The organism is Actinomadura formosensis (assembly GCF_050948385.1).
Classification (GTDB): domain Bacteria; phylum Actinomycetota; class Actinomycetes; order Streptosporangiales; family Streptosporangiaceae; genus Spirillospora; species Spirillospora formosensis.
Window position 1 is genome coordinate 5,051,569 of record NZ_CP192011.1, and the last position, 23,479, is coordinate 5,075,047.

Annotated in this window: 19 protein-coding genes; 7 read left to right on the forward strand and 12 right to left on the reverse strand. The window is 70.1% G+C overall.

What is annotated here, in order from left to right; translation table 11 throughout:
- Positions 1–148: 148 nt before the first annotated feature.
- Positions 149–850 carry a transcriptional repressor LexA gene (lexA, locus tag ACQP1N_RS23850; RefSeq protein ID WP_067797327.1) on the forward strand — a complete coding sequence of 234 codons (702 nt, stop codon included), beginning with the start codon at positions 149–151 and terminating at the stop codon, positions 848–850.
- A 55-nt stretch (positions 851–905) separates the two neighbouring features.
- Here lexA and leuS read toward each other — a convergent pair whose 3' ends face one another.
- Together leuS and ACQP1N_RS23860 are read right to left on the reverse strand one after the other, a co-directional pair.
- Positions 906–3,374 (reverse strand): leucine--tRNA ligase, encoded by a 2,469-nt coding sequence (gene leuS / locus ACQP1N_RS23855; RefSeq protein ID WP_433226732.1) that lies wholly within the window; start codon positions 3,372–3,374, stop codon positions 906–908.
- Between the two features lie 174 nt (positions 3,375–3,548).
- Entirely contained in the window at positions 3,549–4,163 is a 615-nt protein-coding gene (locus ACQP1N_RS23860) for a hypothetical protein (protein ID WP_067797333.1), read from the reverse strand.
- 125 nt (positions 4,164–4,288) lie between these two features.
- On the opposite strand from ACQP1N_RS23860, the gene ACQP1N_RS23865 reads away from it, so the two are divergent.
- Complete coding sequence (locus ACQP1N_RS23865) at positions 4,289–5,833, forward strand: long-chain-fatty-acid--CoA ligase (RefSeq protein ID WP_433226734.1); 1,545 nt, start codon at positions 4,289–4,291, stop codon at positions 5,831–5,833.
- Between the two features lie 61 nt (positions 5,834–5,894).
- Here ACQP1N_RS23865 and ACQP1N_RS23870 read toward each other — a convergent pair whose 3' ends face one another.
- Together ACQP1N_RS23870 and ACQP1N_RS23875 are read right to left on the reverse strand one after the other, a co-directional pair.
- Entirely contained in the window at positions 5,895–7,142 is a 1,248-nt protein-coding gene (locus ACQP1N_RS23870) for a cytochrome P450 (RefSeq protein ID WP_433226736.1), read from the reverse strand.
- A gap of 162 nt (positions 7,143–7,304) precedes the next feature.
- Positions 7,305–8,693, reverse strand: a complete 1,389-nt coding sequence (locus tag ACQP1N_RS23875) for an aspartate aminotransferase family protein (RefSeq protein ID WP_207394164.1) — start codon at positions 8,691–8,693, stop codon at positions 7,305–7,307.
- Positions 8,694–8,857: 164 nt separating this feature from the next.
- Here ACQP1N_RS23875 and ACQP1N_RS23880 point away from each other — a divergent pair, with 164 nt between their 5' ends.
- Entirely contained in the window at positions 8,858–9,733 is an 876-nt protein-coding gene (locus tag ACQP1N_RS23880) for an alpha/beta fold hydrolase (RefSeq protein WP_067797348.1), read from the forward strand.
- 130 nt (positions 9,734–9,863) lie between these two features.
- Here ACQP1N_RS23880 and ACQP1N_RS23885 read toward each other — a convergent pair whose 3' ends face one another.
- From ACQP1N_RS23885 to ACQP1N_RS23900, 4 genes are all read right to left on the reverse strand, one after another.
- The gene (locus ACQP1N_RS23885; RefSeq protein WP_067797351.1) at positions 9,864–11,129 is read right to left on the reverse strand and encodes an SAM-dependent methyltransferase; all 1,266 of its coding nucleotides are present in this window, start codon (positions 11,127–11,129) and stop codon (positions 9,864–9,866) included.
- Between the two features lie 79 nt (positions 11,130–11,208).
- Positions 11,209–12,576 (reverse strand): FAD-binding oxidoreductase, encoded by a 1,368-nt coding sequence (locus ACQP1N_RS23890; protein WP_067797354.1) that lies wholly within the window; start codon positions 12,574–12,576, stop codon positions 11,209–11,211.
- A 198-nt stretch (positions 12,577–12,774) separates the two neighbouring features.
- Entirely contained in the window at positions 12,775–13,278 is a 504-nt protein-coding gene (locus ACQP1N_RS23895; protein ID WP_433226739.1) for a DUF1707 and DUF4870 domain-containing protein, read from the reverse strand.
- A gap of 35 nt (positions 13,279–13,313) precedes the next feature.
- Positions 13,314–14,108, reverse strand: a complete 795-nt coding sequence (locus tag ACQP1N_RS23900; RefSeq protein ID WP_084262846.1) for a polysaccharide deacetylase family protein — start codon at positions 14,106–14,108, stop codon at positions 13,314–13,316.
- A 151-nt stretch (positions 14,109–14,259) separates the two neighbouring features.
- Between ACQP1N_RS23900 and ACQP1N_RS23905 the strand changes: the two genes are divergently transcribed.
- Positions 14,260–14,631, forward strand: coding sequence for a hypothetical protein (locus ACQP1N_RS23905; RefSeq protein WP_433226741.1), 372 nt, complete (start codon positions 14,260–14,262; stop codon positions 14,629–14,631).
- A 33-nt stretch (positions 14,632–14,664) separates the two neighbouring features.
- Here the strand turns inward: ACQP1N_RS23905 and ACQP1N_RS23910 are convergent, their stop codons facing one another.
- Positions 14,665–15,633: a DUF4192 domain-containing protein gene (locus ACQP1N_RS23910; protein ID WP_067797366.1), complete on the reverse strand. Its 969-nt coding sequence runs from the start codon at positions 15,631–15,633 to the stop codon at positions 14,665–14,667.
- A gap of 173 nt (positions 15,634–15,806) precedes the next feature.
- On the opposite strand from ACQP1N_RS23910, the gene ACQP1N_RS23915 reads away from it, so the two are divergent.
- Positions 15,807–17,906: an ATP-dependent DNA helicase gene (locus ACQP1N_RS23915; RefSeq protein ID WP_433226743.1), complete on the forward strand. Its 2,100-nt coding sequence runs from the start codon at positions 15,807–15,809 to the stop codon at positions 17,904–17,906.
- 22 nt (positions 17,907–17,928) lie between these two features.
- Here the strand turns inward: ACQP1N_RS23915 and ACQP1N_RS23920 are convergent, their stop codons facing one another.
- The 3 genes from ACQP1N_RS23920 to ACQP1N_RS23930 all read right to left on the reverse strand — a co-directional run bounded on the left by ACQP1N_RS23920 (position 17,929) and on the right by ACQP1N_RS23930 (position 22,196).
- Positions 17,929–19,140: a pyridoxal phosphate-dependent aminotransferase gene (locus ACQP1N_RS23920; protein WP_067797369.1), complete on the reverse strand. Its 1,212-nt coding sequence runs from the start codon at positions 19,138–19,140 to the stop codon at positions 17,929–17,931.
- Positions 19,141–19,229: 89 nt separating this feature from the next.
- Positions 19,230–20,873, reverse strand: coding sequence for an FtsX-like permease family protein (locus ACQP1N_RS23925; RefSeq protein ID WP_433226745.1), 1,644 nt, complete (start codon positions 20,871–20,873; stop codon positions 19,230–19,232).
- Positions 20,874–20,909: 36 nt separating this feature from the next.
- A complete protein-coding gene (locus tag ACQP1N_RS23930; RefSeq protein WP_433226747.1) occupies positions 20,910–22,196 on the reverse strand; it encodes an RNA-guided endonuclease InsQ/TnpB family protein in 1,287 nt (428 codons plus the stop codon).
- A gap of 28 nt (positions 22,197–22,224) precedes the next feature.
- Between ACQP1N_RS23930 and ACQP1N_RS23935 the strand changes: the two genes are divergently transcribed.
- Together ACQP1N_RS23935 and ACQP1N_RS23940 are read left to right on the forward strand one after the other, a co-directional pair.
- Positions 22,225–22,377, forward strand: a complete 153-nt coding sequence (locus ACQP1N_RS23935) for an Arc family DNA-binding protein (RefSeq protein ID WP_433226749.1) — start codon at positions 22,225–22,227, stop codon at positions 22,375–22,377.
- Between the two features lie 368 nt (positions 22,378–22,745).
- Positions 22,746–23,453, forward strand: a complete 708-nt coding sequence (locus ACQP1N_RS23940; RefSeq protein WP_242609053.1) for a TetR/AcrR family transcriptional regulator — start codon at positions 22,746–22,748, stop codon at positions 23,451–23,453.
- The last annotated feature ends 26 nt before the right edge of the window (positions 23,454–23,479 follow it).

The window sequence follows — 23,479 nt, forward strand, 5'->3', positions numbered from 1 at the left end:
TTCGATCGAACGCCTGTACGATGTTCTATCAAGGGAAGGCCAGAAAAAGCGAGTGCATCTTCGAACAATTGTTTGATCATTTGGCCGGGACGCGATAGCGTTCCATGACGAGGAGTGACCGATCGAGGCGCCCGGGAGGCGACGAGCGATGAGCAAGGTCCGGCAGCTGCCCGACGGGCCGATGGACGAGACGGGCCTGACCCAGCGGCAGCGCATGGTGCTGGAGGTGATCCGCGACTCGGTGCAGCGCCGGGGGTATCCGCCGTCGATGCGCGAGATCGGCGAGGCCGTGGGGCTGACCAGTACCTCCAGCGTGTCCCACCAGCTCAGGTCGCTTCAGCGCAAGGGCTTCCTGCGGCGCGATCCCAACCGGCCGCGCGCGGTCGAGGTCCGGGTGCCGGGCGCGACGCCGGTGCGCACGGACGAGGAGCCCTACGACACCGCCACGGGCCGGCCGGCCGCGGCACGGCCCGCGCCCGCGTACGTGCCGCTCGTCGGCCGGATCGCCGCCGGTGGGCCGATCCTCGCCGAGGAGGCCGTCGAGGACGTGTTCACGCTGCCGAAGCAGCTCGTCGGCGAGGGCACCCACTTCCTGCTGAAGGTCACCGGCGACTCGATGATCGACGCCGCGATCGCGGACGGCGACTGGGTGGTCGTGCGGCAGCAGCCGGTGGCCGAGCAGGGCGACATCGTGGCCGCCATGATCGACGGCGAGGCCACGGTGAAGACGTTCAAGCGCCGCGACGACGGCCACATCTGGCTGATGCCGCAGAACCCGGCCTACGAGCCGATCGCCGGCGACGAGGCCTCGGTCCTCGGCCGGGTCGTGGCGGTCCTCCGCAAGATGTGACACGCCCGCCGAAACGGCCGCCGGACGGTTCCGGCGGCCGTTTCGGCGTGCCCGGTCAGCGCTTGGGAACGATGTTGACGATCTTGGGTGCACGGACGATGATCTTGAGAATCTCGGCGCCGCCCAGGGCGTCCCGAATCTTGGCCGAGGCCAGGGCCTTGCGCTCCAGCTCTTCGTCGGCGATGCCGGGCGCGACCTCCAGCCGGTCGCGGACCTTGCCGGCGATCTGGACGACACAGGTGACCGACTCCTCCACCAGCAGCGCCGGGTCGGCGGACGGCCAGCCCGCGCGGATCACCGGTGCGGTGCGTCCCAGCAGTTCCCACGCCTCGTCGGCGGTGTAGGGCGCGAACAGCGACAGCAGGACCGCGATCGTTTCGGCGGCCTCCCGGACGGCCGGGTCGGCCGGGCCGGGGCCGGAGTCGATGGCCTTGCGGGTCGCGGTGACCAGTTCCATGATCCGCGCGATCGCCACATTGAACCGCTCCGTCTCGACCAGCGTGGTGACCTCGTCGATGGTGCGGGCGGTGGCGCGGCGCAGCGCCGTGTCACCGGATGCGGAGTCGGCGCCCGGCGCCGAGGAGACCTCGGTCGCGATGCGGTGCACGCGGGACAGGAACTTCGCCATGCCGTGCGGCGACACGTCCGCCCAGTCGATGTCGTCCTCGGGCGGGCCGGAGAACAGGATCGCCAGCCTGACGACGTCCACCCCGAACTCGGCGATCTGCTCGCCCAGGTCGACGCCGTTGCCCAGCGACTTCGACATCGCCTTGCCCTGGTTGATCACCTGGCCCTGGTTCAGCAGCCGGCGGAACGGCTCGGTGAACTCGACCATGCCCATGTCGTACAGGACCTTGGTGAAGAACCGGCTGTACAGCAGGTGCAGGATGGCGTGCTCGACACCGCCGGTGTACTGGTCGACCGGCATCCACCGGCGGACCTGCTCGACGTCGAACGGGCCGCCCTCGTAGCCGGGCGAGCAGTACCGGAAGTAGTACCAGGACGAGTCGACGAACGTGTCCATGGTGTCGGTGTCGCGGGTGGCGGCGCCGCCGCACTTGGGGCACTCGACGTTCACCCAGTCGGCCGCGGCGGCCAGCGGCGAGGTGCCCTTGGGCGCCAGGTCGGCGCCGCGCAGCCCCTCGGGCAGCGTCACCGGCAGCTGCTCGTCGGGGACGGGGACCTCCCCGCACGCCTCGCAGTGGACGACCGGGATCGGGCAGCCCCAGAACCGCTGCCGGGACACCAGCCAGTCGCGCAGCCGGAAGTTCACCGACGCGCGGCCGGTGCCGCGCCCCTCCAGGATCTCGATGATGCGGGCGATGCCGTCGGCCTTGGTCAGCCCGTCGATCGGCCCGGAGTTGACGATCGCGCCGTCGCCGGGGGTGGCGACGCCGGTCTCGGCCGGGTCGGCCAGCCCGGTCTCGACGACGACGCGGACGGGCAGGCCGAACTTCAGCGCGAAGTCCAGGTCGCGCTGGTCGTGCGCCGGGACCGCCATGATCGCGCCGTGCCCGTACTCGGCCAGCACGTAGTCGGAGGCCCAGACGGGCAGCCGCTCGCCGTTGACCGGGTTGACCGCGTAGCGGCCCAGGAACACGCCGGTCTTCTCCCGCTCGGTCGACAGGCGCTCGATCTCGCTTTCGCGGGAGACCTCCTCGCGGTACGCCTCGAACGCGGTCCGCTGGTCGGGGTGGCAGATCTCCTCGGCCAGCGGGGCGTCGGCGGCGACGACCATGAACGTCGCGCCGTACAGGGTGTCGGGGCGGGTGGTGTAGACGGTGACGGGCTCGTCGCGTCCTTCGATGACGAAGTCGACGTCGGCGCCGGTGGAGCGGCCGATCCAGTTGCGCTGCATCAGCAGGACGCGCTCGGGCCACCTGCCCTCCAGCTGCTCCATGTCGTCCAGCAGCCGGTCCGCATAGTCGGTGATCTTGAAGTACCACTGGGTCAGCACGCGCTTTTCGACCAGCGCGCCGCAGCGTTCGCAGTGCCCGCCGACGACCTGCTCGTTGGCCAGGACGGTCTGGTCCTTCGGGCACCAGTTGACGTGGCCGCCCTTGCGGTAGGCCAGGCCCCGCTCGTAGAAGCGCAGGAACAGCCACTGCGTCCACTTGTAGTACTCGGGGTCGGAGGTGTGCAGGCGGCGCGACCAGTCGAACGACGGCGCGTACCGCTGGAACGAGGACGCCTGCGTCTCGATGTTGGCGTAGGTCCATTCGGCGGGGTGCGAGTCGCGCTTGATGGCGGCGTTCTCGGCGGGCAGGCCGAAGGAGTCCCAGCCGATGGGGTGCAGGACGTTGTAGCCGCGCTGGAACCAGTAGCGCGCCGGGACGTCCCCGATGGCGAACGCCTCCGCGTGCCCCATGTGCAGGTCACCGCTGGGGTAGGGGAACATGTCCAGCGCGTAGCGCCGCTCGGCGGTGGTGTCCTTCTCGTCGGCCGCGAACGGGTCGAGCTCCGCCCAGCGGGCCTGCCACTTGTCCTGAACCGCCCGTGGATCGTATTGCTCGTCGCTGCTCACGCTTACAGACTCCGGTTCCTAGCTGCAGGGTCGTAGGCCGTCCGCCGACATGAAACGGCCCCTCGCACAGGAGGGGCCACCACGCTGACGTCAGTGCGTCAACGTGGTCCTTCGAGGAGCAGCCTGGCTGACATACATCAAGAGTAGCGCAACCGCAAGCCCGGTCGCGGGGATTCAGCGGCCGGAGTCCTGGCGCGCCAGGGACACGACGCCGGTCACCTGGACGCGGGTGAGTTCGAGGTCGGCGCCGACGGCGGAGAGCGTCTCCTCCTCCGACACGGTGAGCGGACCGTCGATGAGGGCGATCTCGGCCGCCGCGCGCAGGATGCTCTCGCGCGCCTCGGGGGCGAGGGCGGAGGCGGCGCGGCCCATCTCGGCGCGGACCTCGTCGAAGGGACGGCTGAGGTCGGCGGTCAGCCCGGCATCGTCGTAGCCGCCGTCGCCCGCCTGCCGGACGACGGCGACGGCGCGGGACCGGGCGGCGGCGTTGGTGTAGTCGCCGGAGCGCAGCACCTGGGCGATGGCCATGCGCAGCAGCATCGCGGGCATGTGGGCGAGCTGCGCGGTGGTCGGCACGTTCAGGACACCGGTTTCCCAGCGCCCGTGGCAGGTGTCGCACTCGATGAACTCCCCGCCCGTCTTGTTCAGCGGAATGACGGGGACGAAGAACAGGGTGAAGAAGTTGCGCCCCTGCCGGCGCCGGTAGTCGCGGTCGCCGCCGCAGCTCGGGCAGTGGAAGACTCCCCTGGTCAGAGTGAAGAACACCACCCGCCAACCGAAGATGATCAAGATCGCGCACCCCTTTTTCCGTGAGGCGGCACATCGTAGCGGTCCCCGCCGACGGAAATCCGCCCGGACGTGCGTAAACTCGGCGGTAACTAACCGGCCGGTCACCTTTCCGCGCGAGGAGTGCCATGCTCAACCTGTCCGTGCTGCTGGAGGACGCCGCCAGGGAGACGCCCGAACGTGACGCCGTCGTGTTCGGCGATCTCCGGCTCTCCTACGCGTTCATCGACTCGGTCGCGAACCAGGTCGCGAACCTGCTGCGGTCGCGCGGCATCGGGCCGGGCGACAAGGTGGCGCTGTCCAGCCCGAACCTCCCGTACTTCCCGATGGTGTACTTCGGCGCGCTCAAGGCGGGCGCGGTCATCGTCCCGCTGAACGTCCTGCTCAAGCCGCGGGAGATCGCCTATCACCTGGGCAACTCCGAGGCGAAGGCGTTCTTCTGCTTCGAGGGCACGCCCGAGCTGCCGCTCGGCGAGATGGGGCACGCCGGGTTCGAGCGGGCGGACGGCTGCGAGCACTTCTTCCTGCTGCCCGCCAACCCCGCGGCGACCGAGTCGCCGATCGAGGGCGCGGAGCTGTTCTGGGCCGCGCTCGCCGGCCATCCGGGCACATTCGACACCGCGCGGACCGGGCCGGACGACACCGCCGTCATCATCTACACCAGCGGGACGACCGGGCAGCCGAAGGGCGCCGAGCTCACGCACAGCAACCTGCTGTCGAACACCATGGTGGACGACACGCTCTTCTACCGGACGCTGCACGACACGTCGCTGGTGACGCTGCCGCTGTTCCACATCTTCGGGCAGACGTGCGTGATGAACGTCGGTTTCTACCGCCGGGCGACGCTCGTCATGCAGCCGCGGTTCGACGCCGGGCAGGCCGTCGAGCTGATGGTCAAGGAGAAGGTGAACATCTTCGCGGGCGTCCCCACGATGTACTGGGGGCTGCTGACCGACGACACGTCCGCCGAGGACATCGCGGCCATCCAGGAGAACCTGCGCGTCGCGGTGTCGGGCGGCTCGGCGCTGCCGATGGAGGTCCTCAAGGGGATCAAGCAGAAGTTCGGCGTGGACATCCTGGAGGGCTACGGCCTGTCGGAGACCTCGCCGGTCGCGTCGTTCAACCGTCCGGACCGTCCGACCAGGCCCGGGTCGATCGGCCTGCCGATCTGGGGCGTCGAGATGAAGCTGATCGACGACGGCTGGAAGGAGATCGAGGGCGAGGGGCCCGGGGAGATCGCCATCCGCGGGCACAACATCATGAAGGGCTACTACAGGCGGCCCGAGGCGACCGAGACCGCGATCAAGGACGGCTGGTTCCGCACCGGTGATGTGGCCCGCCGCGACGAGGACGGCTACTACTACATCATCGACCGTTCCAAGGACATGATCATCCGGGGCGGCTACAACGTGTACCCGCGGGAGCTCGAAGAGGTTCTGATGACCCACCCGGAGGTGTCGCTGGCCGCGGTCGTGGGCGTCCCGCACCCCTCGCACGGCGAGGAGATCAAGGCGTACGTGATCCGGACGCCGGGCGCCACCGTCACCGAGGACGAGCTGATCGCGTGGGGCAAGGAGCAGTTCGCCAACTACAAGTACCCGCGGATCGTGGAGTTCCGGGACGAGCTGCCGATGACCGCCACCGGCAAGATCCTCAAGCGCGAGCTGCGCTGACCCGCCGCCGGACCGGTGGCCTCGGCCGACGCCGAGGCCACCGGCGAGGCCGGCCGGGAGGTCAGAACGTGTAGGGCAGGCGCTTGATCCCGTTGATGAAGCTGGACTCCAGCCGGTCGGGGTCGCCGGCGGCGCGGATGCCGGGAGTGCGGTGCAGCAGTTCGCGGAACATCACGGTGATCTCGCGCCTCGCCAGGTGCGCGCCGAGGCAGAAGTGCGGCCCGGGGCCGCCGAACCCGACGTGGGGGTTCGGGTCGCGCAGGATGTCGAACTTCTCCGGGTGGGTGAAGACGGACTCGTCGCGGTTGCCCGACCAGTAGTACAGGAGGAGCTTGTCGCCCTCCTTGATCTCGTGGTCGTTCAGCGTGGTGTCGCGCGTCGCGGTGCGGCGCATCCAGATGACCGGCGAGACGTACCGGACGATCTCCTCGACCGCGCCGGGCATGCGGTTCTCGAAGTCCCCGGTGAGCAGGGCCCGCTGGTCGGGGTGGCGGGTGAACAGGTCGAGGCCGTGCGCGATGGCGTTGCGGGTGGTCTCGTTGCCGGCGACGACCAGCAGGATGAAGAACGAGCCGAGTTCCTGGTCGCTGAGCGACTCGCCGTCGATGTTGGCGTTCACCAGCGCGGACGTCAGGTCGTCGGTGGGGTTCTCACGGCGCCGCCGGCCGAGGTCCTCGACCAGGCCCTTGAGGGTCTCGCCCGCACCGAGCAGCGCCATCGCGTGTTCCTCGGCGCTGCCGGAGGGGACGAATTCGGCGTCGTTGCCCGCGAGGATGACGTTGGTGGCGTCCAGGACGGTCTGGTAGTGCTCCTCGGCGATGCCCATCATGTCGCAGATGATCTTCAGCGGGAGCCGCGCGGCGACGTCCGCGACGAAGTCGCCGGTGCCGCCGCCCGCCGCCATGTTCTCGACGATCTGCGCGGCGACGGCCTCGACCCGGTCCTCGAACCGCTGGATCATCCGCGGTGAGAACGCCCGGGACACGATGCGCCGGATCTTGGCGTGCCGGGGGTCGTCCATGCTGATCATCGAGCCGAAGTACTCGTGCATGTCGCCGGGCATGTCCGGGATGCTGATGGCGCCCTTGCCGGAGCAGAAGTCCTGCGGGCGGCGGGACGCCTCGACGATGTCGGCGTGCCTGGTCAGCGCGTAGTAGCCGGGGCCCTGCGGCACGATGACGATGTCGGGTTCCTCGAAGCGGATCAGCTCCGGGTGCCGGCGCAGGGCCTTGAACGCCTCGTGCCGGTACTCGTGCGGCCGCCGCCAGAACTCCCAGTCCGTCAGGTTGATGTCCTCGACCTTGAGCACGCGCCCACCACCTCGTCACATTCCGAACCTAATTCGGTTTACAGGCAGCCTCTCAAAGTAAAGTCGCCGGCGCACACCGATCGAAGGGGTGACCCACCTCACATTAACGGCGCCGGGCCCGGGACGACGCCCCCCGCGACGCCCCCAGGCCCGGCCGTCCGGTCAGAGCCGGCCCCACGCCTCCGTGAGCACCGACCGGAGGATCTGCTCGATCTCGTCGAAGTGGCCCTGGTCGCACACGAGCGGCGGCGCCAGCTGGACGACGGGGTCGCCGCGGTCGTCCGCGCGGCAGTACAGGCCCGCCTCGTAGAGCGCCTTGTCGAGGAAGCCGCGCAGCAGCCGCTCGCACTCGTCGTCGTTGAACGTCTCCCGCGTGTCCTTGTCCTTCACCAGCTCGATGCCGTAGAAGAAGCCGTCACCGCGGACGTCCCCCACGATCGGCAGGTCGAGCAGCCGCTCCAGCGTGCCCCGGAACGCGTCCCGGTTGCGCATGACGTGGCCGTTGAGGTCCTCGCGGTCGAACAGGTCGAGGTTGGCCAGCGCCACGGCCGCCGCCACCGGATGCCCGCCGAAGGTGTAGCCGTGCGCGAACATCCGCGTCCCTTCCTTGAAGGGCTCGAACAGGCGGTCGGTGACGAGCATGCCGCCGAGCGGTGCGTAGCCGGACGTCACGCCCTTGGCGAAGGTGATGATGTCGGGCGTGTAGCCGAACCGCTGCGCGCCGAACGTCGTGCCCAGGCGGCCGAACGCGCAGATGACCTCGTCCGACACCAGCAGGACGTCGTGCCGGTCGCAGATCTCCCGGACGCGCTCGAAGTAGCCGGGCGGGGGCGGGAAGCATCCGCCGGCGTTCTGCACCGGCTCCAGGAACACGGCGGCGACGGTGTCGGGGCCCTCGAACTCGATGACCTCCTCGATCCGGTCGGCGGCCCAGCGCCCGAACGCCTCGGGGTCGTCGCGGTGCTCGGCGGCCCGGTAGAGGTTGGTGTTCGGCACCCGGAACGCGCTCGGCACGAGCGGCTCGAAGGGGGCCTTCAGGCCGGGCAGCCCGGTCAGCGACAGGGCGCCGTGCGGGGTGCCGTGGTAGGCGACCGCACGGCTGATCACCTTGTGCTTCGTGGGCTTTCCGGTGAGCTTGAAGTACTGCTTGGCGAGCTTCCACGCGCTCTCGACGGCGTCGCCGCCGCCGGTGGTGAAGAAGACCCGGTTCAGGTCGCCGGGCGCGAGGGCGGCGAGCCGCTCGGCCAGCTCGACCGCCTTCGGGTGCGCGTACGACCAGATCGGGAAGTAGGCCAGCTCGGCGGCCTGCTTGGCGGCGGCCTGCGCCAGTTCCTCGCGCCCGTGCCCCGCCTGAACGGTGAAGAGCCCGGACAGCCCGTCCAGGTAGCGGCGGCCGGCCGCGTCGTACACGTACGGGCCGTCCCCCCGGACGATCATGGGGATCTCGGCGCCGCCCTGAGACCCCGAGTGGCGCGCGAAGTGCATCCACAGATGGTCGCGCGCCGCCCTCTGCATCGCGTCGTGCTGCTGGCTGGTCACGTCCGGCTCCATCATCACGTTCCCTTAGTGCGATTGATCCAGTTGTCAAGATGCTAGATGAGCACGGAATCCGCTGTAAATAGCTACTGATACTCCGATATCCGAAGCTTAGCGGACCCGGTCGGCGGATCTTGCCGGCCGCCGGGTAGCGTGCGCCGCGAACCGAGGAGGCGGACATGGGCGACATCACGACCGGATCGGTCACGGCGAACGGGCTCGGCTTCGGATATCTCACGGCGGGCCCCGAGGACGGTCCCCTCGCGCTGCTCCTGCACGGCTTCCCCGACTCGGCCCGCACCTGGCGGCACCTCATGCCCGAACTGGCCGCCGCCGGATACCGCGCCGTGGCCCCCTTCACGCGCGGCTACGCGCCCACGTCCGTCCCCGCGGACGGCGCCTACCAGACCGGCGCCCTCGCCGCCGACGCCGTCGCACTGCACGAGGCCCTCGGCGGCGGCCCCGACGCCGTCGTCATCGGCCACGACTGGGGCGCCTTCACCACCTACGGCGCCGCGAACGTCGCGCCCGGCCGCTGGCGCAGGGCCGTCGCGATGTCCGTCCCGCCGATGTCGGTGATGACGACCGCGTTCTTCGACTACGAGCAGCTCAAGCGCTCGTTCTACATCTTCCTCTTCCAGACGCCGCTCGCCGGGATGGCGCTGGACCGCGCGTTCGTCGAGGGCCTCTGGCGCGACTGGTCCCCCGCCGGGGCCGACCACGCGGCGGACGTCGACCACGCCATGGAGTGCCTGGCCACGCCCGCCAACATCGAAGCGGCGATCGGGTACTACCGCGCCATGCTCGACCCGTCCAAGCACGTCGAGCGGTACGCGGCCGAGCAGGAGGCCGCCTCCGCCGCCGGGGAGGTGCCCGTCCTCTATCTGCACGGCGCCGAGGACGGCTGCCTCGGCACCGACGTGATCCACCTCGACGCCGTCCAGGCCGCCCTGCCGCCCGGTTCCGCCGCGCACCTGGTCCCGCGGGCCGGCCACTTCCTCCACCTCGACCGCCCGGAGGACGTGAACGCGCGCATCCTCGACTGGCTGTCCTGAGCCGGTCCCGGGCCGCGCAGGTCCCGCGCGGCCCGGGACGGCGCCCGCTCGCGAACCGGCCCCGGACGTGGACGGGCCGGCCGGAACAACGTCCGGCCGGCCCGTCTTCGTCGCGGGAGCGGTTCCGCCGTCACGCTTCCCAGTCGGGGCGCAGCGGCATGTGGCTCACGCCGCCGTCGTCCAGCTTGACCCCCAGCGTCTGGTGCAGCTGGATCCAGTTCTGGTTGAAGCCCAGCACGCAGCCCGCCATGTAGACGCGCCACACGCGGGCGGTGCCCTCACCCACCTCGGCGACGGCCTCGTCCCAGTGCTCGTCGAGGTTCCTGCACCAGGCGGTGAGGGTGCGTGCGTAGTGCTCGCGCAGGTTCTCCTGGTGCCGGATCTCGAAACCCGCGTCGTTCATCTGCATCTGGACGTAGCCGGGACCCTCCAGTTCGCCGTCCGGGAACACGTACCGGTTGATGAACCCGTTCTCCTTGCGGGACGGGGCCGTGTTGTCCGGGCGTGTGATGGTGTGGTTCAGCATCCGCCCGCCCTTGCGCAGCTTCCCGTGCAGGAACGAGAAGTAGGACGGCAGGTTCGCCTTGCCGATGTGCTCGGTGAGGCCGATGGAGCTGATCGCGTCGAAGCCGGTCTCCGTCACGTCCCGGTAGTCCATGTGCCGGACCTCCGCGAGGTCGGACAGGCCCCGGTCCGCGATCGCCTTCTGCGCCCACTCGGCCTGCTGCTTGGACAGCGTGACGCCGAGCGCCTTGACCCCGTACTCCTTCGCGGCGTGCATCACCATGCCGCCCCAGCCGCAGCCCACGTCCAGCAGCCGCATCCCCGGCTTCAGCGCGATCTTCTTCGCCACCAGGTCGTGCTTGTGGAACTGCGCCTCCTCCAGTGTCGCCCCCTCGTGCGGATAGCACGCGCACGTGTACGCCATGGAGGGGCCGAGCACCCACTCGTAGAAGGTGTTGGACACGTCGTAGTGGTGCGAGATGGCCTTCGCGTCCCGCCGCTTGGAGTGCCGCAGCCACGACGGGATGCGGCTGAACGGCGCCTCCTGCGGCGGCGGGTCCAGCCGGCGCGAGATCGCGCCGCGCAGCAGCGGGTCCCCGAGCACCGCCGCGGCGACCCGCGCCTTGTCCCGCGGTGTCACCTCGCCGAGCATCTGCTGCATCGTCGTCAGCGCGGTGATCATGTCCCCGTCGACGTCGACCATGCCGGTGACGTAGGCGCGGGCAAGCCCCAGCGCGCCCGGCGAGTGCAGCAGGTACGACACCGCGTACGGCGAGCGGACGTCGAACCGGATGTCGGCACCGGGCACCCCCGCCCGCGATCCGTCGTACGCCGTGAACTCCACTGGCGTCTCAGCCCCGGCAAGCCGCTCGAAGACCCTGGCCAGCGTCATGTTTCCCTCCTGTCTCTCCGCCCGGGCCCGCCCTGCCGGCCGGCTGCCCTCCGGGCTCCCCCGATACGGCGGACGCCTGTCAGCGTCCGCGCACGCACTTGTCGTAGAGGTCCAGCAACCGCTCGCCGGGGTCGTACCTCTCCTTGAGCCGCCGGTAGGTCTCCCCGTCGTAGTAACGCCAGAACTCGTCCCGGCCGTAAAAAGCCGTCGAGTAGAGGGACTTGTGCCCGTCAAGGGCCGCGACCTTACGTTCGATGAGCCGGTTGTGATGCTCGGGGATCTGGCCGGGCGGGATGCGGACCGTCCCCCAGAAGCCCGCGTTCACATACGTGCGGCCCACTTCCAGCGGGTACAGCGGCCACCGCTCCTTCGCACGCAGCGGGCACAGCCAGACGGGGCTCATGCCGACCTTGCCGTGGAAGAACTCCAGGAACTCGGGCAGCCGTTCGATCGGGACCTCGATGTCCTGGATGACGTCCTCGCGCGGACGCAGCCCACGCCACCGCTCCACGCGCGCGACGATGTGGTAGCGGCGGTCGTAGGCGACGAGCTTGCGGTACACGTCGGAACGCTTGTACCTGTCGGGCCACAGCCGCCGGACGGTCGGGTTCTGCACGCCGAACGCGCCCGAGCACCAGAACCAGTCGGTGTCCCAGCGCCAGATGTAGTCGCGGATCGTCAGGAAGTCGACCGACCGCTCCTGGATCGACCGGTAGTAGATGCCCTGGCCGGTGTAGTCGGAGGTGTACGGCGCCGAGTCGGCGAAGAACCCGAGCGTGATGTACTGCTCGTCGGCGCTGAAGACCGTCCCGTCCATGAAGTCGACGGACTCGCCTTCGAACGTTCCCGACTCGGTGATCTCGCCCATCGCCTTGGCCAGTTCCGCCGCGTCGGCGAACCGCAGATGCCGCAGCCGGACGTACGGGCTGACGCGGCGCAGTTCGATCTTCAGCCGCAGCGTGTAGCCGAGCGTCCCGTAGGAGTTCGGGAACCCGTAGAACAGGTCGGCGTGCTCGTTGTCGCGCGTCGCCGTGACGACCTCGCCGTCACCGGTGAGGACCTCCATCTCCAGGACGCCCTCGTGCGGCAGCCCGTCCCGGAACGACGTCGACTCGATGCCGAGGCCCGTCACCGCCCCGCCCAGCGTGATCGTCTTCAACTGCGGCACGACCGTCGGCATCAGCCCGTGCGGCAGCGTCGCATCGACCAGGTCCTCGTAGGTCGTCATCCCCTGGACCTGCGCCGTCATCGCATCGGCGTCCACGCTCAGCACCTTGTCGAACCCGGACACGTCCAGGCCGGGCGCCGCCGAGGGGTCACGCCACCGGAACAGATTCGAGGTCCGCTTCGCCAGGCGCACCGGCGTACCCGCCGGGATCGCCGCGTAGGACCTCCTGAGCGCGTCCACCGCCCGCTGATGATCGCCCTTGACCGCAAGCTCCGTCATCTACCCCTCCCGGGCACAGTTAATCGATCATCCTATGGACGGGTCCACACAACCCGGACGTTGCAGGAGTCACAGGCGGGAAAGGGAATAAAGCCACAGGTCTATACATCGGTGTCGTTTCGTCTCCTGAAGGCGACAGAACCGCTACAGGGCGGCCACGTCAACCTTTCCCCCAGGCCGCACACCGACAAACCCGTGTCACCTCACCAGACGCAGGATCCACGGATAGCGGAACGTCTGCCCGGCCAGCGCGAAGACCGCCGCGACCACGGACAGCACCCACGCCACCGCGTAGGCGATCCCGCCGACCCCGAACGTGACGATCGTGAGTAGCAGCAGCGTGACCTGGTAGTTCACGGCCTCCGCCGCCTGCTGCCGGACGTACGCCGACCGCTTGCCGCTCACCAGCATCAGCACCAGCGGCCCCACGAACAGCGTCGGAACCGCCACCGCATGGGCCGCCGCCGCCAGCATCCGGTCCTCCCCCGACACGTTCCCGGCGACCGGCTGCCGGGGCGTCAGGTCACCGGTGACCGCCCCCAACTCGTTGCGCGTCCTGGCCGTGATCGCCAGTTGCACGCGCACGTCGAACTCGTCTTCGTCGAGGCGCCCCTCCGCGTAGGCCTCCTGAAGCCGCTGGACGACCGCTTCCCGCTCGGCGTCCGAGACCCGCAGATCCCCCACCGCATAGCTGCTTTCCATAACTCCATGCTGAACACGGCCCCACCCACCGGCCATCAGGGAAGACCCTGAGCCTCCCCTGAGTTCAGCTGGAGATACTCCTTCCCAGGTGTCAGTCTCCCGCCGAACAGCTCCGACACGGTCACGAACACATAGCCCTCGGCCGCCAGCCGGTCAATGATCCTTGGGACTGCCTTCACCGTCGTCGGATGGATGTCATGCATCAGCACGACATAACCGGGCTTCACCGACTTCAGGACCCGCTTTTTCACGTATTCGCTGTCGCGGTGTTCCCAGTCCAGCGGATCGACGGTCCACAACACCTGCGCCAGCCCGATCTTCCGCGTGATCCCCGTCAGCCTTTTCGACATCGACCCGTACGGCGGCCGGAAAAGCACCGGCGTGACCCCGGACACCCGCCGGATGGCGTCCTGGGTCCGCGTCAACTCCGACCTGGCCTTCTCCTTGGACGCCCTTCCGAGGTCGGCGTGCGTATAGCTGTGATCTCCGATCTCGTGCCCGGCCTCATGCTCCCGGCGGACGAGTTCTGGATACCTCACAACGTTCTCCCCCACCACGAAGAACGTCGCCTTCACCTTCCGCGCCGCGAGGACGTCCAGTAACTTCCCCGTGCTCTCCGCCGGGCCGTCGTCGAATGTCAACGCGACGCACTTGACCCGCGAACAATCCGGCGGCGGCGGCACCGGCCTGGGCTTCACCTCGGGAACCGTGCGCCGCACGGTGACCGGTCTCGCCTGGCCGGGAACCGGCGTGAGCGTGCTCAGCCCCCCGAACACCGCTGCCGCGAGCACGCCGGCAGCCCCTCGCCGGACAAGGTACGGCCCGTCCATCAACACCCCCGCTGCTGTTCACCCAAGTCCGCCAGTCTAGGGCGCGGGGCCTTTTCCGCCGGGGATGCCCATCGCTGTGTCGGGTAACCACCGCACCCGGAAAGTCGTTATTGTCGTACACCGCATCCGCACCAGACAACGGGGTAGGCGAATGAGGTTCCGGGACAGATTCGGGATTCGCAAGAACCGCGGATCCACGGTGACGAAACTCGACCGTGAGGCGACCGACGCCGACATAGAGGCGCTGATCGCCTTCGCCCGCGCACGCCGCGGCGTGGAATTCTTCGTCGAGCCGGAGACCTTCGCCACCGACACCACCGCCGTCGCCGTCGCCCACGACGGCGAATGGACCCGCCGCCGCGTGGGCTCCCCCAAAGTCATCGGTAAGGTCGCTCGTGATCTGGGCCTCCCCGTCTACGACGTCCAGATAGTCGGCTACCCGCCGCGAATGCGCGCGTGGAACGCCCGGAACCCCAGCCGCCGGATAGACCCTGGCTCCCCCGGCCAAGCGGTGGCTCCCTGATCCGGCCGCGCCCGCCCCGGCAGCCGCCCGCTGTCAGCCGGCTTTCCTTTCGTCGTCGTAGGCGGCGGCCAGTTGGTCGGAGGTCATGTGGAGGCGGAGCCGGGAGGCGGGGATACCGCTGTTGATCACTTCACGGAGGATGACGGCCATCGAGTAGGCGGGGTCGGCGTCCAGGGCGCGCTGGAGGGCGACGTTGGCCAGGCCGCCGTCGCCGGCCGTGTAGGCGGCGAAGGCCAGGAGTGAGGCGGGAGCGGGGGCGTAGGGTTCCTCGACGCGGCGCAGGATGTCGCGCCAGAGGGCGATGTCGGCGGCCGGGGCGCCCTCGTCGATGCGGATCCACGCTTCGTCGCGGAGGCGCAGGTCGGTGAGGACGAAGCCGAGCATGGCGGCCTCGTCGTCGGTCGGGGAGACGCCCGCGCGAGCCCGGGTGAGCAGGGCCCGCAGGAAGCCGAGGTGGTCGTCGCGGCGGGCCAGGTGGCGTTTTTCGGCGCGGGCGGTGGCCTGGCGCATGGAGGCGCGGGCGGGGCCGTCGACCGGCTGGACGGAGCGGACGAGTTCGGCGCGGTCGGCGAGGGCGACGTGACCGGCGTAGGTCGCCTGGGCGGCGAGGACGCTTGCGGAGATGTCGTACGGGGTCCCTTCGCGCGGGCAGCAGTCGTCGTGGCAGGTGAGCGACCACCAGCGGCCGCCGGCGACGCGGATCGCCTCCGCGGCGGGGACGCCGGCGGCGGCGAGGGCCGCGCGCATGGCCCCGGCGGATCGCCCGACCTCGTCCTCGGAGCCGTAACCGAGCAGCAGCGAGCGGGCGAAGCCGTTGCCGGCCAGGAGGGCGGCGACCCGGCCTGCGGCGCCCGTGGCCGGTAAGTCGAGCCGGATCGCGCATGTGCCGTGGTCGCGGCCCTCGAAGCCGATCACGACGAGGCTGCGGGACGGGTGGAAGCCGAGGAGGTACGGGACGGCGGCGATGGCGTCCAGGGCGGAGCGGATCACGAGAGGTGCCATGCCGTCGACACTCGCAGGGCCGGGAGGCGGCCGACGAGTTTCCCGTGGTTGTGGATAACCCGGATCGGACGCTCCAGGTTTGATGTGGTCCATCCTGGAATGGGGTGATCGGCGGGGGCCGGTCTCGCCGGGTGGGACGCGGGTGTCCGTCGCGGGCGGTAGCGTTGGGCGACGTGCCCGCCCCTGATCTGCTGACCGGCAGCGACACCCAGATTCCGGACACGGCGACCTTGCTCGCCGCGGCCGTCGCGTCCATCGGGGGTGCCGAGCGCCCCGGCCAGGTCCAGATGGCGCGGGCGGTGGAGAAGGCGATCGGGTCCGGGGAGCATCTCGCCGCGCAGGCCGGCACCGGAACGGGCAAGTCGCTGGCCTATCTGGTTCCGGCGATCCGGCATGCGGTGGACCAGCAGACGACGGTGGTCGTGTCGACCGCGACGATCGCGCTGCAGCGGCAGCTCGTCGAGCGTGACCTGCCCCGGCTGGCGGAGGCGCTCGGGCCGATGCTCGGGACGGAGCTGAAGTTCGCGATACTCAAGGGCCGCCGCAACTACCTGTGCCTGCACCGGGTACAGACGGGCGTGCCCGAGGAGGAGGACGGTCCGTCCCTGTTCGACCCGCAGCAGTTGTCCGCGCTCGGGCGGCAGGTCAAGCGGCTGAACGAGTGGGCGGAGGAGACCCGGACCGGGGACCGTGACGAGCTGGTGCCCGGGGTGGGCGAGCAGGCGTGGCGGCAGGTGGCGGTCACGGCGAAGGAATGCCTGGGGGCGCAGCGGTGCCCGCAGGGAACGGAGTGCTTCGCCGAGCTGGCACGGGCGGAGGCCGGTGAGGCTCACATCGTGGTCACCAACCATGCGCTGCTGGCCATTGACGCTCTGGAGGAATTCCAGGTCCTGCCTGAGCACGATGTCGTCATCGTGGACGAGGCTCATGAGCTCGTCGACCGGGTCACGTCGGTCGCCACCGGGGATCTGAGCGCGGCCGGGGTGGAGACCGCCGCACGGCGTTGCGGGCGCCTGATCGAGGATGCCGTCGCGGACCGGTTGAAGGAGGCCGCCGAAGGGCTCGGCATCCTCCTTGAGGAGCTGCCCCAGGGCCGTATGGACGTCCTCTCATCAGCTCTGGGCAACACCCTCGCCACCGTCCGGGACGCCACGCACGCCTGCATCACTGCGCTCGGCCCGGACAAGAAGGACTCCGACCCAGGTGACATGGCCGCGCGCAAGGCCGCACGGTCGTCGCTGGAGGACCTGCACGACACGGCCGTACGGATGCTGGAGGCGTTCCAGCCCGAGATGGCCCAACGCTTTGACGTGGTGTGGCTGGAGAAGCCCTTCGTCCAGGAGGGGCGCCCCAAACGGCCGCCGGCGCTGCACGTGGCACCCATCGGGGTCGGCGGCCTGTTGCGGACGACCCTGTTCGAGCAGCGCACCGCGATCCTGACGTCGGCGACGCTCACGCTGGGCGGGTCGTTCGAGCCGCTGGCCCGCCAGTGGGGCCTGCCATCGCTGGAGGAGGGCGCCCCGCGGGACGCCAGGACGGCCGCCGAGGGGCTCGCGCGGACCGCGACGCAGAAGGGCGAGGAGACCGAGGTCGTGTGGTCCGGGCTGGACGCCGGCTCCCCGTTCGACCATCCGAAGGCCGGCATCCTGTACGTCGCCCGGCATCTGCCCCAGCCGGGACGGGACGGTCTCGCCGACGCCTACCTCACCGAGATCACCGAGCTGATCGAGGCGGCGGGCGGGCGCACCCTCGGCCTGTTCTCCTCGATGCGGGCCGCGCGGCAGGCCGCCGACGAGCTGAAGGACCACCTGTCGCATCCGCTGCTGTGCCAGGGTGAGGACTCGACGTCCCTGCTGGTCAGGCAGTTCACCGAGGACGAGCGGACCTGCCTGTTCGGCACCCTGTCGCTCTGGCAGGGCGTGGACGTCCCCGGCCCGTCGCTGCAGCTCGTCATCATGGACCGCATCCCGTTCCCGCGTCCGGACGACCCGGTGTCCTCGGCCCGGTCGCGGGCGGTCGCGGCACGCGGCGGCAACGGCTTCATGTCGGTCGCCGCGACGCATGCCGCGCTGCTGCTCGCCCAGGGCGCCGGGCGCCTGCTGCGTTCGATGGACGACCGCGGCGTCGTCGCCGTCCTGGACCCGCGGCTCGCCACGGCACGGTACGGCGGCTTCCTGAAGAACTCGCTGCCGCCGTTCTGGGCCACGACCGACCCGGACGTGGTCCGCGGCGCATTGCGCCGCCTCGACACCGCCGCCGCGGAACCGTCCTGACGGGCCGCTCGCGGCCGGCGGCTCAGCGGCGGTAGGCGGCCAGGAATTCGCCTATGCGGCCGACCGCGTCCTCCAGGTCGTCGGCGTACTGGAGGGTGACGATGCGGAAGTGGTCGGTGGACGGCCAGTTGAAGCCCGTTCCCTGGACGACGAGGAGCTTCTGGTGTTCGAGGAGGCCGAGGGCGAAGGCCATGTCGTCCTCGATCGGATACATCTCGGGGTCGAGGCGCGGGAAGACGTAGAGGGCGCCCTGCGGCTTGACGCAGCTGACGCCGGGCAGGTCGTTCAGCAGCTTCCAGGCGCGGTCGCGCTGTTCGCCGAGGCGGCCGGTCGGCAGGACGAGGTCGTCGATGCTCTGGTGGCCGCCGAGCGCGGCCTGGATGGCGTGCTGGCCGGGGACGTTCGGGCACAGCCGCATGTTGGCGAGGATGTCGAGCCCCTCGATGTAGGACTCGGCGTGCTCCTTCGGCCCGGACAGCACGACCCAGCCCGAGCGGAACCCGGCGACCCGGTAGTTCTTCGACAGCCCGCCGAAGGTGAGGCAGAGCAGGTCGGGCGCCAGCGACGCGATCGGGACGTGCTCGGCGCCGTCGTACAGGATCCGGTCGTAGATCTCGTCCGCGAAGACGATCAGCCCCCGGCGGCGGGCGACCTCGACGACGCGGGACAGCACCTCGCGTGAGTAGACGGCGCCGGTCGGGTTGTTCGGATTGATGATGACGATGGCGCGGGTCCGGTCGCCGATCTTGGCTTCGATGTCGTCCAGGCTCGGCTGCCAGCCGTCGTCCTCGTCGCACAGGTAGTGGACGGGCGTGCCGCCGCAGAGCGAGACGGACGCCGTCCACAGCGGGTAGTCGGGCGTGGGGATGAGGACCTCGTCGCCGTCGTTGAGCAGCGCCTGCAGGGTCATGACGATGAGCTCGGACACGCCGTTGCCGAGGTAGACGTCCTCGACGTCGATGCCGGTGACACCGCCCGCCTCGAACTGCTGCACGATGGCGCGGCGGGCGGGCAGGATGCCCTTGGAGTCGCTGTAGCCGTGCGCCTCCGGCAGGTTGCGGATCATGTCCTGGAGGAGCTCGGGCGGGGCCTCGAACCCGAACGGGGCCGGGTTGCCGATGTGCAGCTTGAGGATGTTGTGCCCCTCGGCCTCCAGCTGCTTGGCGCGCTTCAGCACCGGCCCGCGGATGTCATAACAGACGTTGGTGAGCTTGCCCGACTGGTTGACCTGCATGGGGTCACCATATCCGGGAGGTGCGGGCCCGCCGCCCCGTTTCCCCGGCGCGGCGGGACAACGGCGCGGCGGGGAACGGGGCGGCGGTGTCACGGCGCGGAGATCGCGGACAGGATCGCCAGCCGCGCCGCGCGCCGGGCGGGACGGATCGCGGCGAGCGCCCCCGCCACCGCGCCGACCGCCGCGATGACCGCGAGCTGGACGGCGGACGGCGCGAACGGGTTGCCCAGGGCGGTGCCGAGCCCCCAGCCCAGGAACACGCCGAGGCCGAGCCCGCCGCCGGTGCCGAACAGTGCCACGATGACCGATTCCCAGCGGACCATCGACCGGATCTGCGGGCGGGTCGCGCCGACCGCGCGGAGCAGCCCGAGTTCGCGGGTCCGTTCGTGGACGGCGAGGGACAGCGTGTTGGCGATGCCGAGCAGCGCGACGACGATGGCCAGGATGAGCATCCCGTAGACGACGGTGATGAAGCCGGCCATCTCCTCGGTCTGCGCGGCGACGAAATCGTCCCGCGACTGGACCTCGGGTGCGCCGTAGGGTTTGGCCAGCGCCGTCAGGGCCTGCCGGGTGGACGCGGCCGACGCGCCGGGGTTCAGTTCGACGAAGGCACGCGTGTCCAAGGGCTGCCTGGTGTGCGCGTTCCATACGGTGCGCGGAACGAGGTAGTCACCGGTCAGGTCGGTATTCTCGTAGACGGCCCCCACGGTGAGCTTCTGTGAGGTGCCGTCCGCGAACGTCACGCCGACCGGGGTGCCCACCTGCCAGTGGTTGTCATCCGCGGCCTTCTTCGATACGGCGAACGTGCTCGCGTCGCTGAGGCCGCCCTGCGTGACGCCCAGGTCGAGGACACGCCGCAGGCTGGACGGGTCGGCCACGCTGACGGTGGAGGGGGAGCCGTCCACCCGCATGCTGCCCGTGCCGAGCCCCGCGACCTCGCGCACCTGGGGCAGTTTCGCCGCCTCCCGGACGAGGGACGTGCTGAACCCGCCGGTCTCGTTGTTGCCCGCGTTCACCACGATCGGGCCCTTGAACGACCCGGCGACGCCGTCCTCCAGGGACGCGCGCAGCGACCCGATGAACACCGTCATCAGCGTGACGACGCCGACGCCGATCATCAGCGCGGTCGCGGCGCCGGCGGTGCGCGCCGGGCTGCGGGAGGCGTTGTCCCGCGCGAGCGTCCCCGGCACCCCGCGCAGCCGCGCCGCGGGCCCGCCGAGCAGCAGCGCGACCGGCCCGGCGGCGACCGGCCCGAGCGCCACCATCGCGGCGGCGGTCACGACCGCGCCCGCGGCCGCCATCGCCGTCTGCCCGGTGACCGCGCCGAACACGACGGTCCCGATCGCGACCGCCGCGAAGACGCCGCCGACGACGACGCGGGTGTCGGACGGGCCGGACGCCTCCGCCGCGACCTCGCGCAGCGCGGCCAGCGGCGGCACCCGCGACGCCTTCAGCGCGGGACCGAGCGCCGCGATCAGGGTGACCAGCAGCCCGACCGGCACCGCGATCATGATCGAGGTGGGGGCGACGGTGAGGCCCTCCATCGCGATGCCGATCCGGAACCGGGTGAACAACTGCCGGAGCAGGGCCGCGAAGCCGAGCCCGCCGGCGAGGCCCGCGAGGGTGGCGGCACCGCCGACGACCAGGGCTTCGAAGCCGACGATCGTGACGACCTGGCGGCGTCCGGCGCCGAGGGCGCGCAGCAGCGCCGACTCGCGGGTCCGCTGCGCCATCGTGATCGCGAACGTGTTTTGACATCCTCCCACTCCTTAGTGGAGGGGGATTCCAACCCAAGTGGGTTGAGGTTCACGGACGCTCGACCGCTTCCTGGGCGGTGTCGTCCCTCCGGCACGGGCTCGACGCCCGGGACGGCTGTGGCCGCCCTGTCCTGCCGCGACATTGATCGCTGCATTCTCATCCGCATTGCAGGTAAAACCGCAGGACACGCAGCGGAACTCGGCTTGGCTCTTGCGCGAGTTCTTCTCGATCCATCCGCAGGTGCTGCAACGCAGGGAGGTGTACCGGGCTGGGACGTCTTCGACCCTGCCGGGGGCCTTCTGCCCGGTGCGCTGCCGCAGCAGACCCCAGCCCTGTGCAAGGATCGTCCGGTTCAGCCCGGCTTTCCGCCGCACATTCCGCCCTGGCCGCTCAACGGTCCCCCGGGCCGAACCGGTCATGGTGGCGATGCTCAACTTCTCAAAACGCACCAGGTCATAGGTCCGGGCAAGCATCGTTGACGTCTTCTCGCACCAATCCTTGCGCCGGTTGACCTCACGCGCCTTCAACTTAGCGGCCTTGGCGTACTCGACCACCTTGGCGGAACTGCCCCTCTTGGCTCGTTCCGCCCGCCGCTGGTGCTTGCGGAGCCGGGCTTGTTCCCTGGTGGTGAGCTGCGGGCAGTTCAGCTTGCGTCCGTCCGACAGCGCGGCGGTAATCGCAACACCTCGATCGACGCCGACGACCGCACCGGTTCCCGGAGCTGGCACCGGTTCAGGGATAACCGCGAAGGCGATGTGCCACTGGCCGTTCTTGAACGTGACGCGGAAGGTCTTGGCATCGGGCAGTTGACAGCGGGTGAGCCGGAACCGTACCCAGCCGCAGCCGGGAACCTTGGCCTGAGCCCAGCGGCGGTTGAGCTTGCGCACAACTACCCTGCGGTTCATCACCTGCTTGCCCTTGGCGTTCAGCACCGGGCTGCCGTCCGGCCGGCGAGCTGGCACGCGGTCGGTGCCGATAACGCGGAAGCCCTCGTGCACATGCTTCTTGCGCCAGGTCGGCGCACCGAACCCGGAGGCGAACATCGCAGCCTTGGCCTTGGCGAAGTCCTTCAACGCCTGCTGCTGTACGTCGACGTTCCCCTCCCGCAGCCACTCACTTTCCGCGCGGGCCTCAGTGAGCTGGCGACACTGCTCAGCAAAACCAGGAGCAGACCTGCGGCCGGGCTTCCAGTAGGCGTGCTGCTCGACAGCCAGGTTCCACACGTAGCGAGCGTGCGCGCAGTGCAGCACCATCTGCTGCTCCTGCTCGCGTGTCGGGTACATGCGGAACCGCGACATGGCCTCAATCTAACTTCATAATGGCCTCATGGTCAATTTCACACTCCGCATTCCGGAAGACCTCTACACCCAGCTCAAGGAGCTCGCCGCGTCTCAGGATCGTTCCGTCAACTCCCAGCTGCTGCATCTGGTGCGGCGCGCCGTCGAGGACAGCCAACACAGTTCCGCCCGGAAGGCGTAACCGCTTCCCTCGCCCTCTCCCCGGCTGGGAACTCCACGGTGACGTCGTCGAGCGCGCGCACCGCCATGTCACCGGACCCGTACACCTTGCCGAGGCGGACCGTGCGGGCGCCGCCCGCCGCCGTCCCCTCGCTGATCGTTCGCTTTGCTTCTGCCGCATTTCCCATAGCGGGATCGTGGCGGCACGACGCGGGAGCCGTCGTCCGGCCAGGAGAGTCACCCGCACTGCTCCCCGCGCAGCACTCCGGTCTCCCCTCCTACGTCCGCCGCGGTATGCGGAGAGGCCAATAAGACTCGATGTCCAATTGTGATGCGGGCAACATACATGCAGGCTTGATTGCTTGTATCTGCGCTCGTACGGTCGGAGACATGGCAGTAAGCAGCCACCGACGGCACCGCTACGGCGCCCCGAGCCGCCGTACGCAGCAGGAACGCCGGTCGCGCACGCGGGCCAGGCTCCTGGAGGCGACCATGGAGTGCCTGGTGGACCTCGGCTGGTCCGGGACGTCCACCACGGAGGTCGCCCGCCGCGCCGGCGTCTCGCGCGGGGCGCAGCAGCACCACTACCCGACGAAGATGGTGCTGGTCGCCGCCGCGCTGGAGCATCTGCTGGAGGCGCAGCGGCTGGCGTACGAGACGGCGTTCGCCGTCCTGCCGCCCGAGCGGCGCAACGTGTCGGGCGCGCTCGACCTGCTGTGGGAGGTGTTCCGCGGCCGTCCGGCCAAGGCCCTCACGGAGCTGGCGGTGGCGGCCCGCACCGACGACGAGCTGCGGCCGCTGTGCCGCGACCTGAACGAGCGGATCCTCCAGGTGATCCTGGAGACGTTCGAGCGGCTGTTCCCGGAGAACACGCTGCCCCCCGACTTCGTCCCGGCGATGCTGCGCGGCGTGTTCGCGATGTTCGTCGGGCTGTCCATCCAGAACGCGCTGGACGACGACGCCGAGGGCCACCAGGCCGCGGTGCTGCGCCAGGTCAAGGACGTCGCGCAGCTGATCGTCCCACAGCCGGGCATCCCGGCCGGCCCGCCCATGCCCGACACGCCCGCGGAGGCGTCGTCGCCCGGATCCGAGCAGTGACCCCGTCCCCGTGACCCCCGTCGGCG

Excerpts from the sequence above, each read along its gene's own strand:
- lexA (WP_067797327.1), top strand. The coding sequence starts at position 149 with ATGAGCAAGGTCCGGCAGCTGCCCGACGGGCCGATGGACGAGACGGGC.
- ACQP1N_RS23865 (WP_433226734.1), top strand. The coding sequence starts at position 4,289 with ATGCTCAACCTGTCCGTGCTGCTGGAGGACGCCGCCAGGGAGACGCCC.
- ACQP1N_RS23875 (WP_207394164.1), bottom strand. The coding sequence starts at position 8,693 with ATGGAGCCGGACGTGACCAGCCAGCAGCACGACGCGATGCAGAGGGCG.
- ACQP1N_RS23880 (WP_067797348.1), top strand. The coding sequence starts at position 8,858 with ATGGGCGACATCACGACCGGATCGGTCACGGCGAACGGGCTCGGCTTC.
- ACQP1N_RS23885 (WP_067797351.1), bottom strand. The coding sequence starts at position 11,129 with ATGACGCTGGCCAGGGTCTTCGAGCGGCTTGCCGGGGCTGAGACGCCA.
- ACQP1N_RS23890 (WP_067797354.1), bottom strand. The coding sequence starts at position 12,576 with ATGACGGAGCTTGCGGTCAAGGGCGATCATCAGCGGGCGGTGGACGCG.
- ACQP1N_RS23895 (WP_433226739.1), bottom strand. The coding sequence starts at position 13,278 with ATGGAAAGCAGCTATGCGGTGGGGGATCTGCGGGTCTCGGACGCCGAG.
- ACQP1N_RS23900 (WP_084262846.1), bottom strand. The coding sequence starts at position 14,108 with ATGGACGGGCCGTACCTTGTCCGGCGAGGGGCTGCCGGCGTGCTCGCG.
- ACQP1N_RS23905 (WP_433226741.1), top strand. The coding sequence starts at position 14,260 with ATGAGGTTCCGGGACAGATTCGGGATTCGCAAGAACCGCGGATCCACG.
- ACQP1N_RS23910 (WP_067797366.1), bottom strand. The coding sequence starts at position 15,633 with ATGGCACCTCTCGTGATCCGCTCCGCCCTGGACGCCATCGCCGCCGTC.
- ACQP1N_RS23920 (WP_067797369.1), bottom strand. The coding sequence starts at position 19,140 with ATGCAGGTCAACCAGTCGGGCAAGCTCACCAACGTCTGTTATGACATC.
- ACQP1N_RS23925 (WP_433226745.1), bottom strand. The coding sequence starts at position 20,873 with ATGGCGCAGCGGACCCGCGAGTCGGCGCTGCTGCGCGCCCTCGGCGCC.
- ACQP1N_RS23930 (WP_433226747.1), bottom strand. The coding sequence starts at position 22,196 with ATGTCGCGGTTCCGCATGTACCCGACACGCGAGCAGGAGCAGCAGATG.
- ACQP1N_RS23935 (WP_433226749.1), top strand. The coding sequence starts at position 22,225 with ATGGTCAATTTCACACTCCGCATTCCGGAAGACCTCTACACCCAGCTC.
- ACQP1N_RS23940 (WP_242609053.1), top strand. The coding sequence starts at position 22,746 with ATGGCAGTAAGCAGCCACCGACGGCACCGCTACGGCGCCCCGAGCCGC.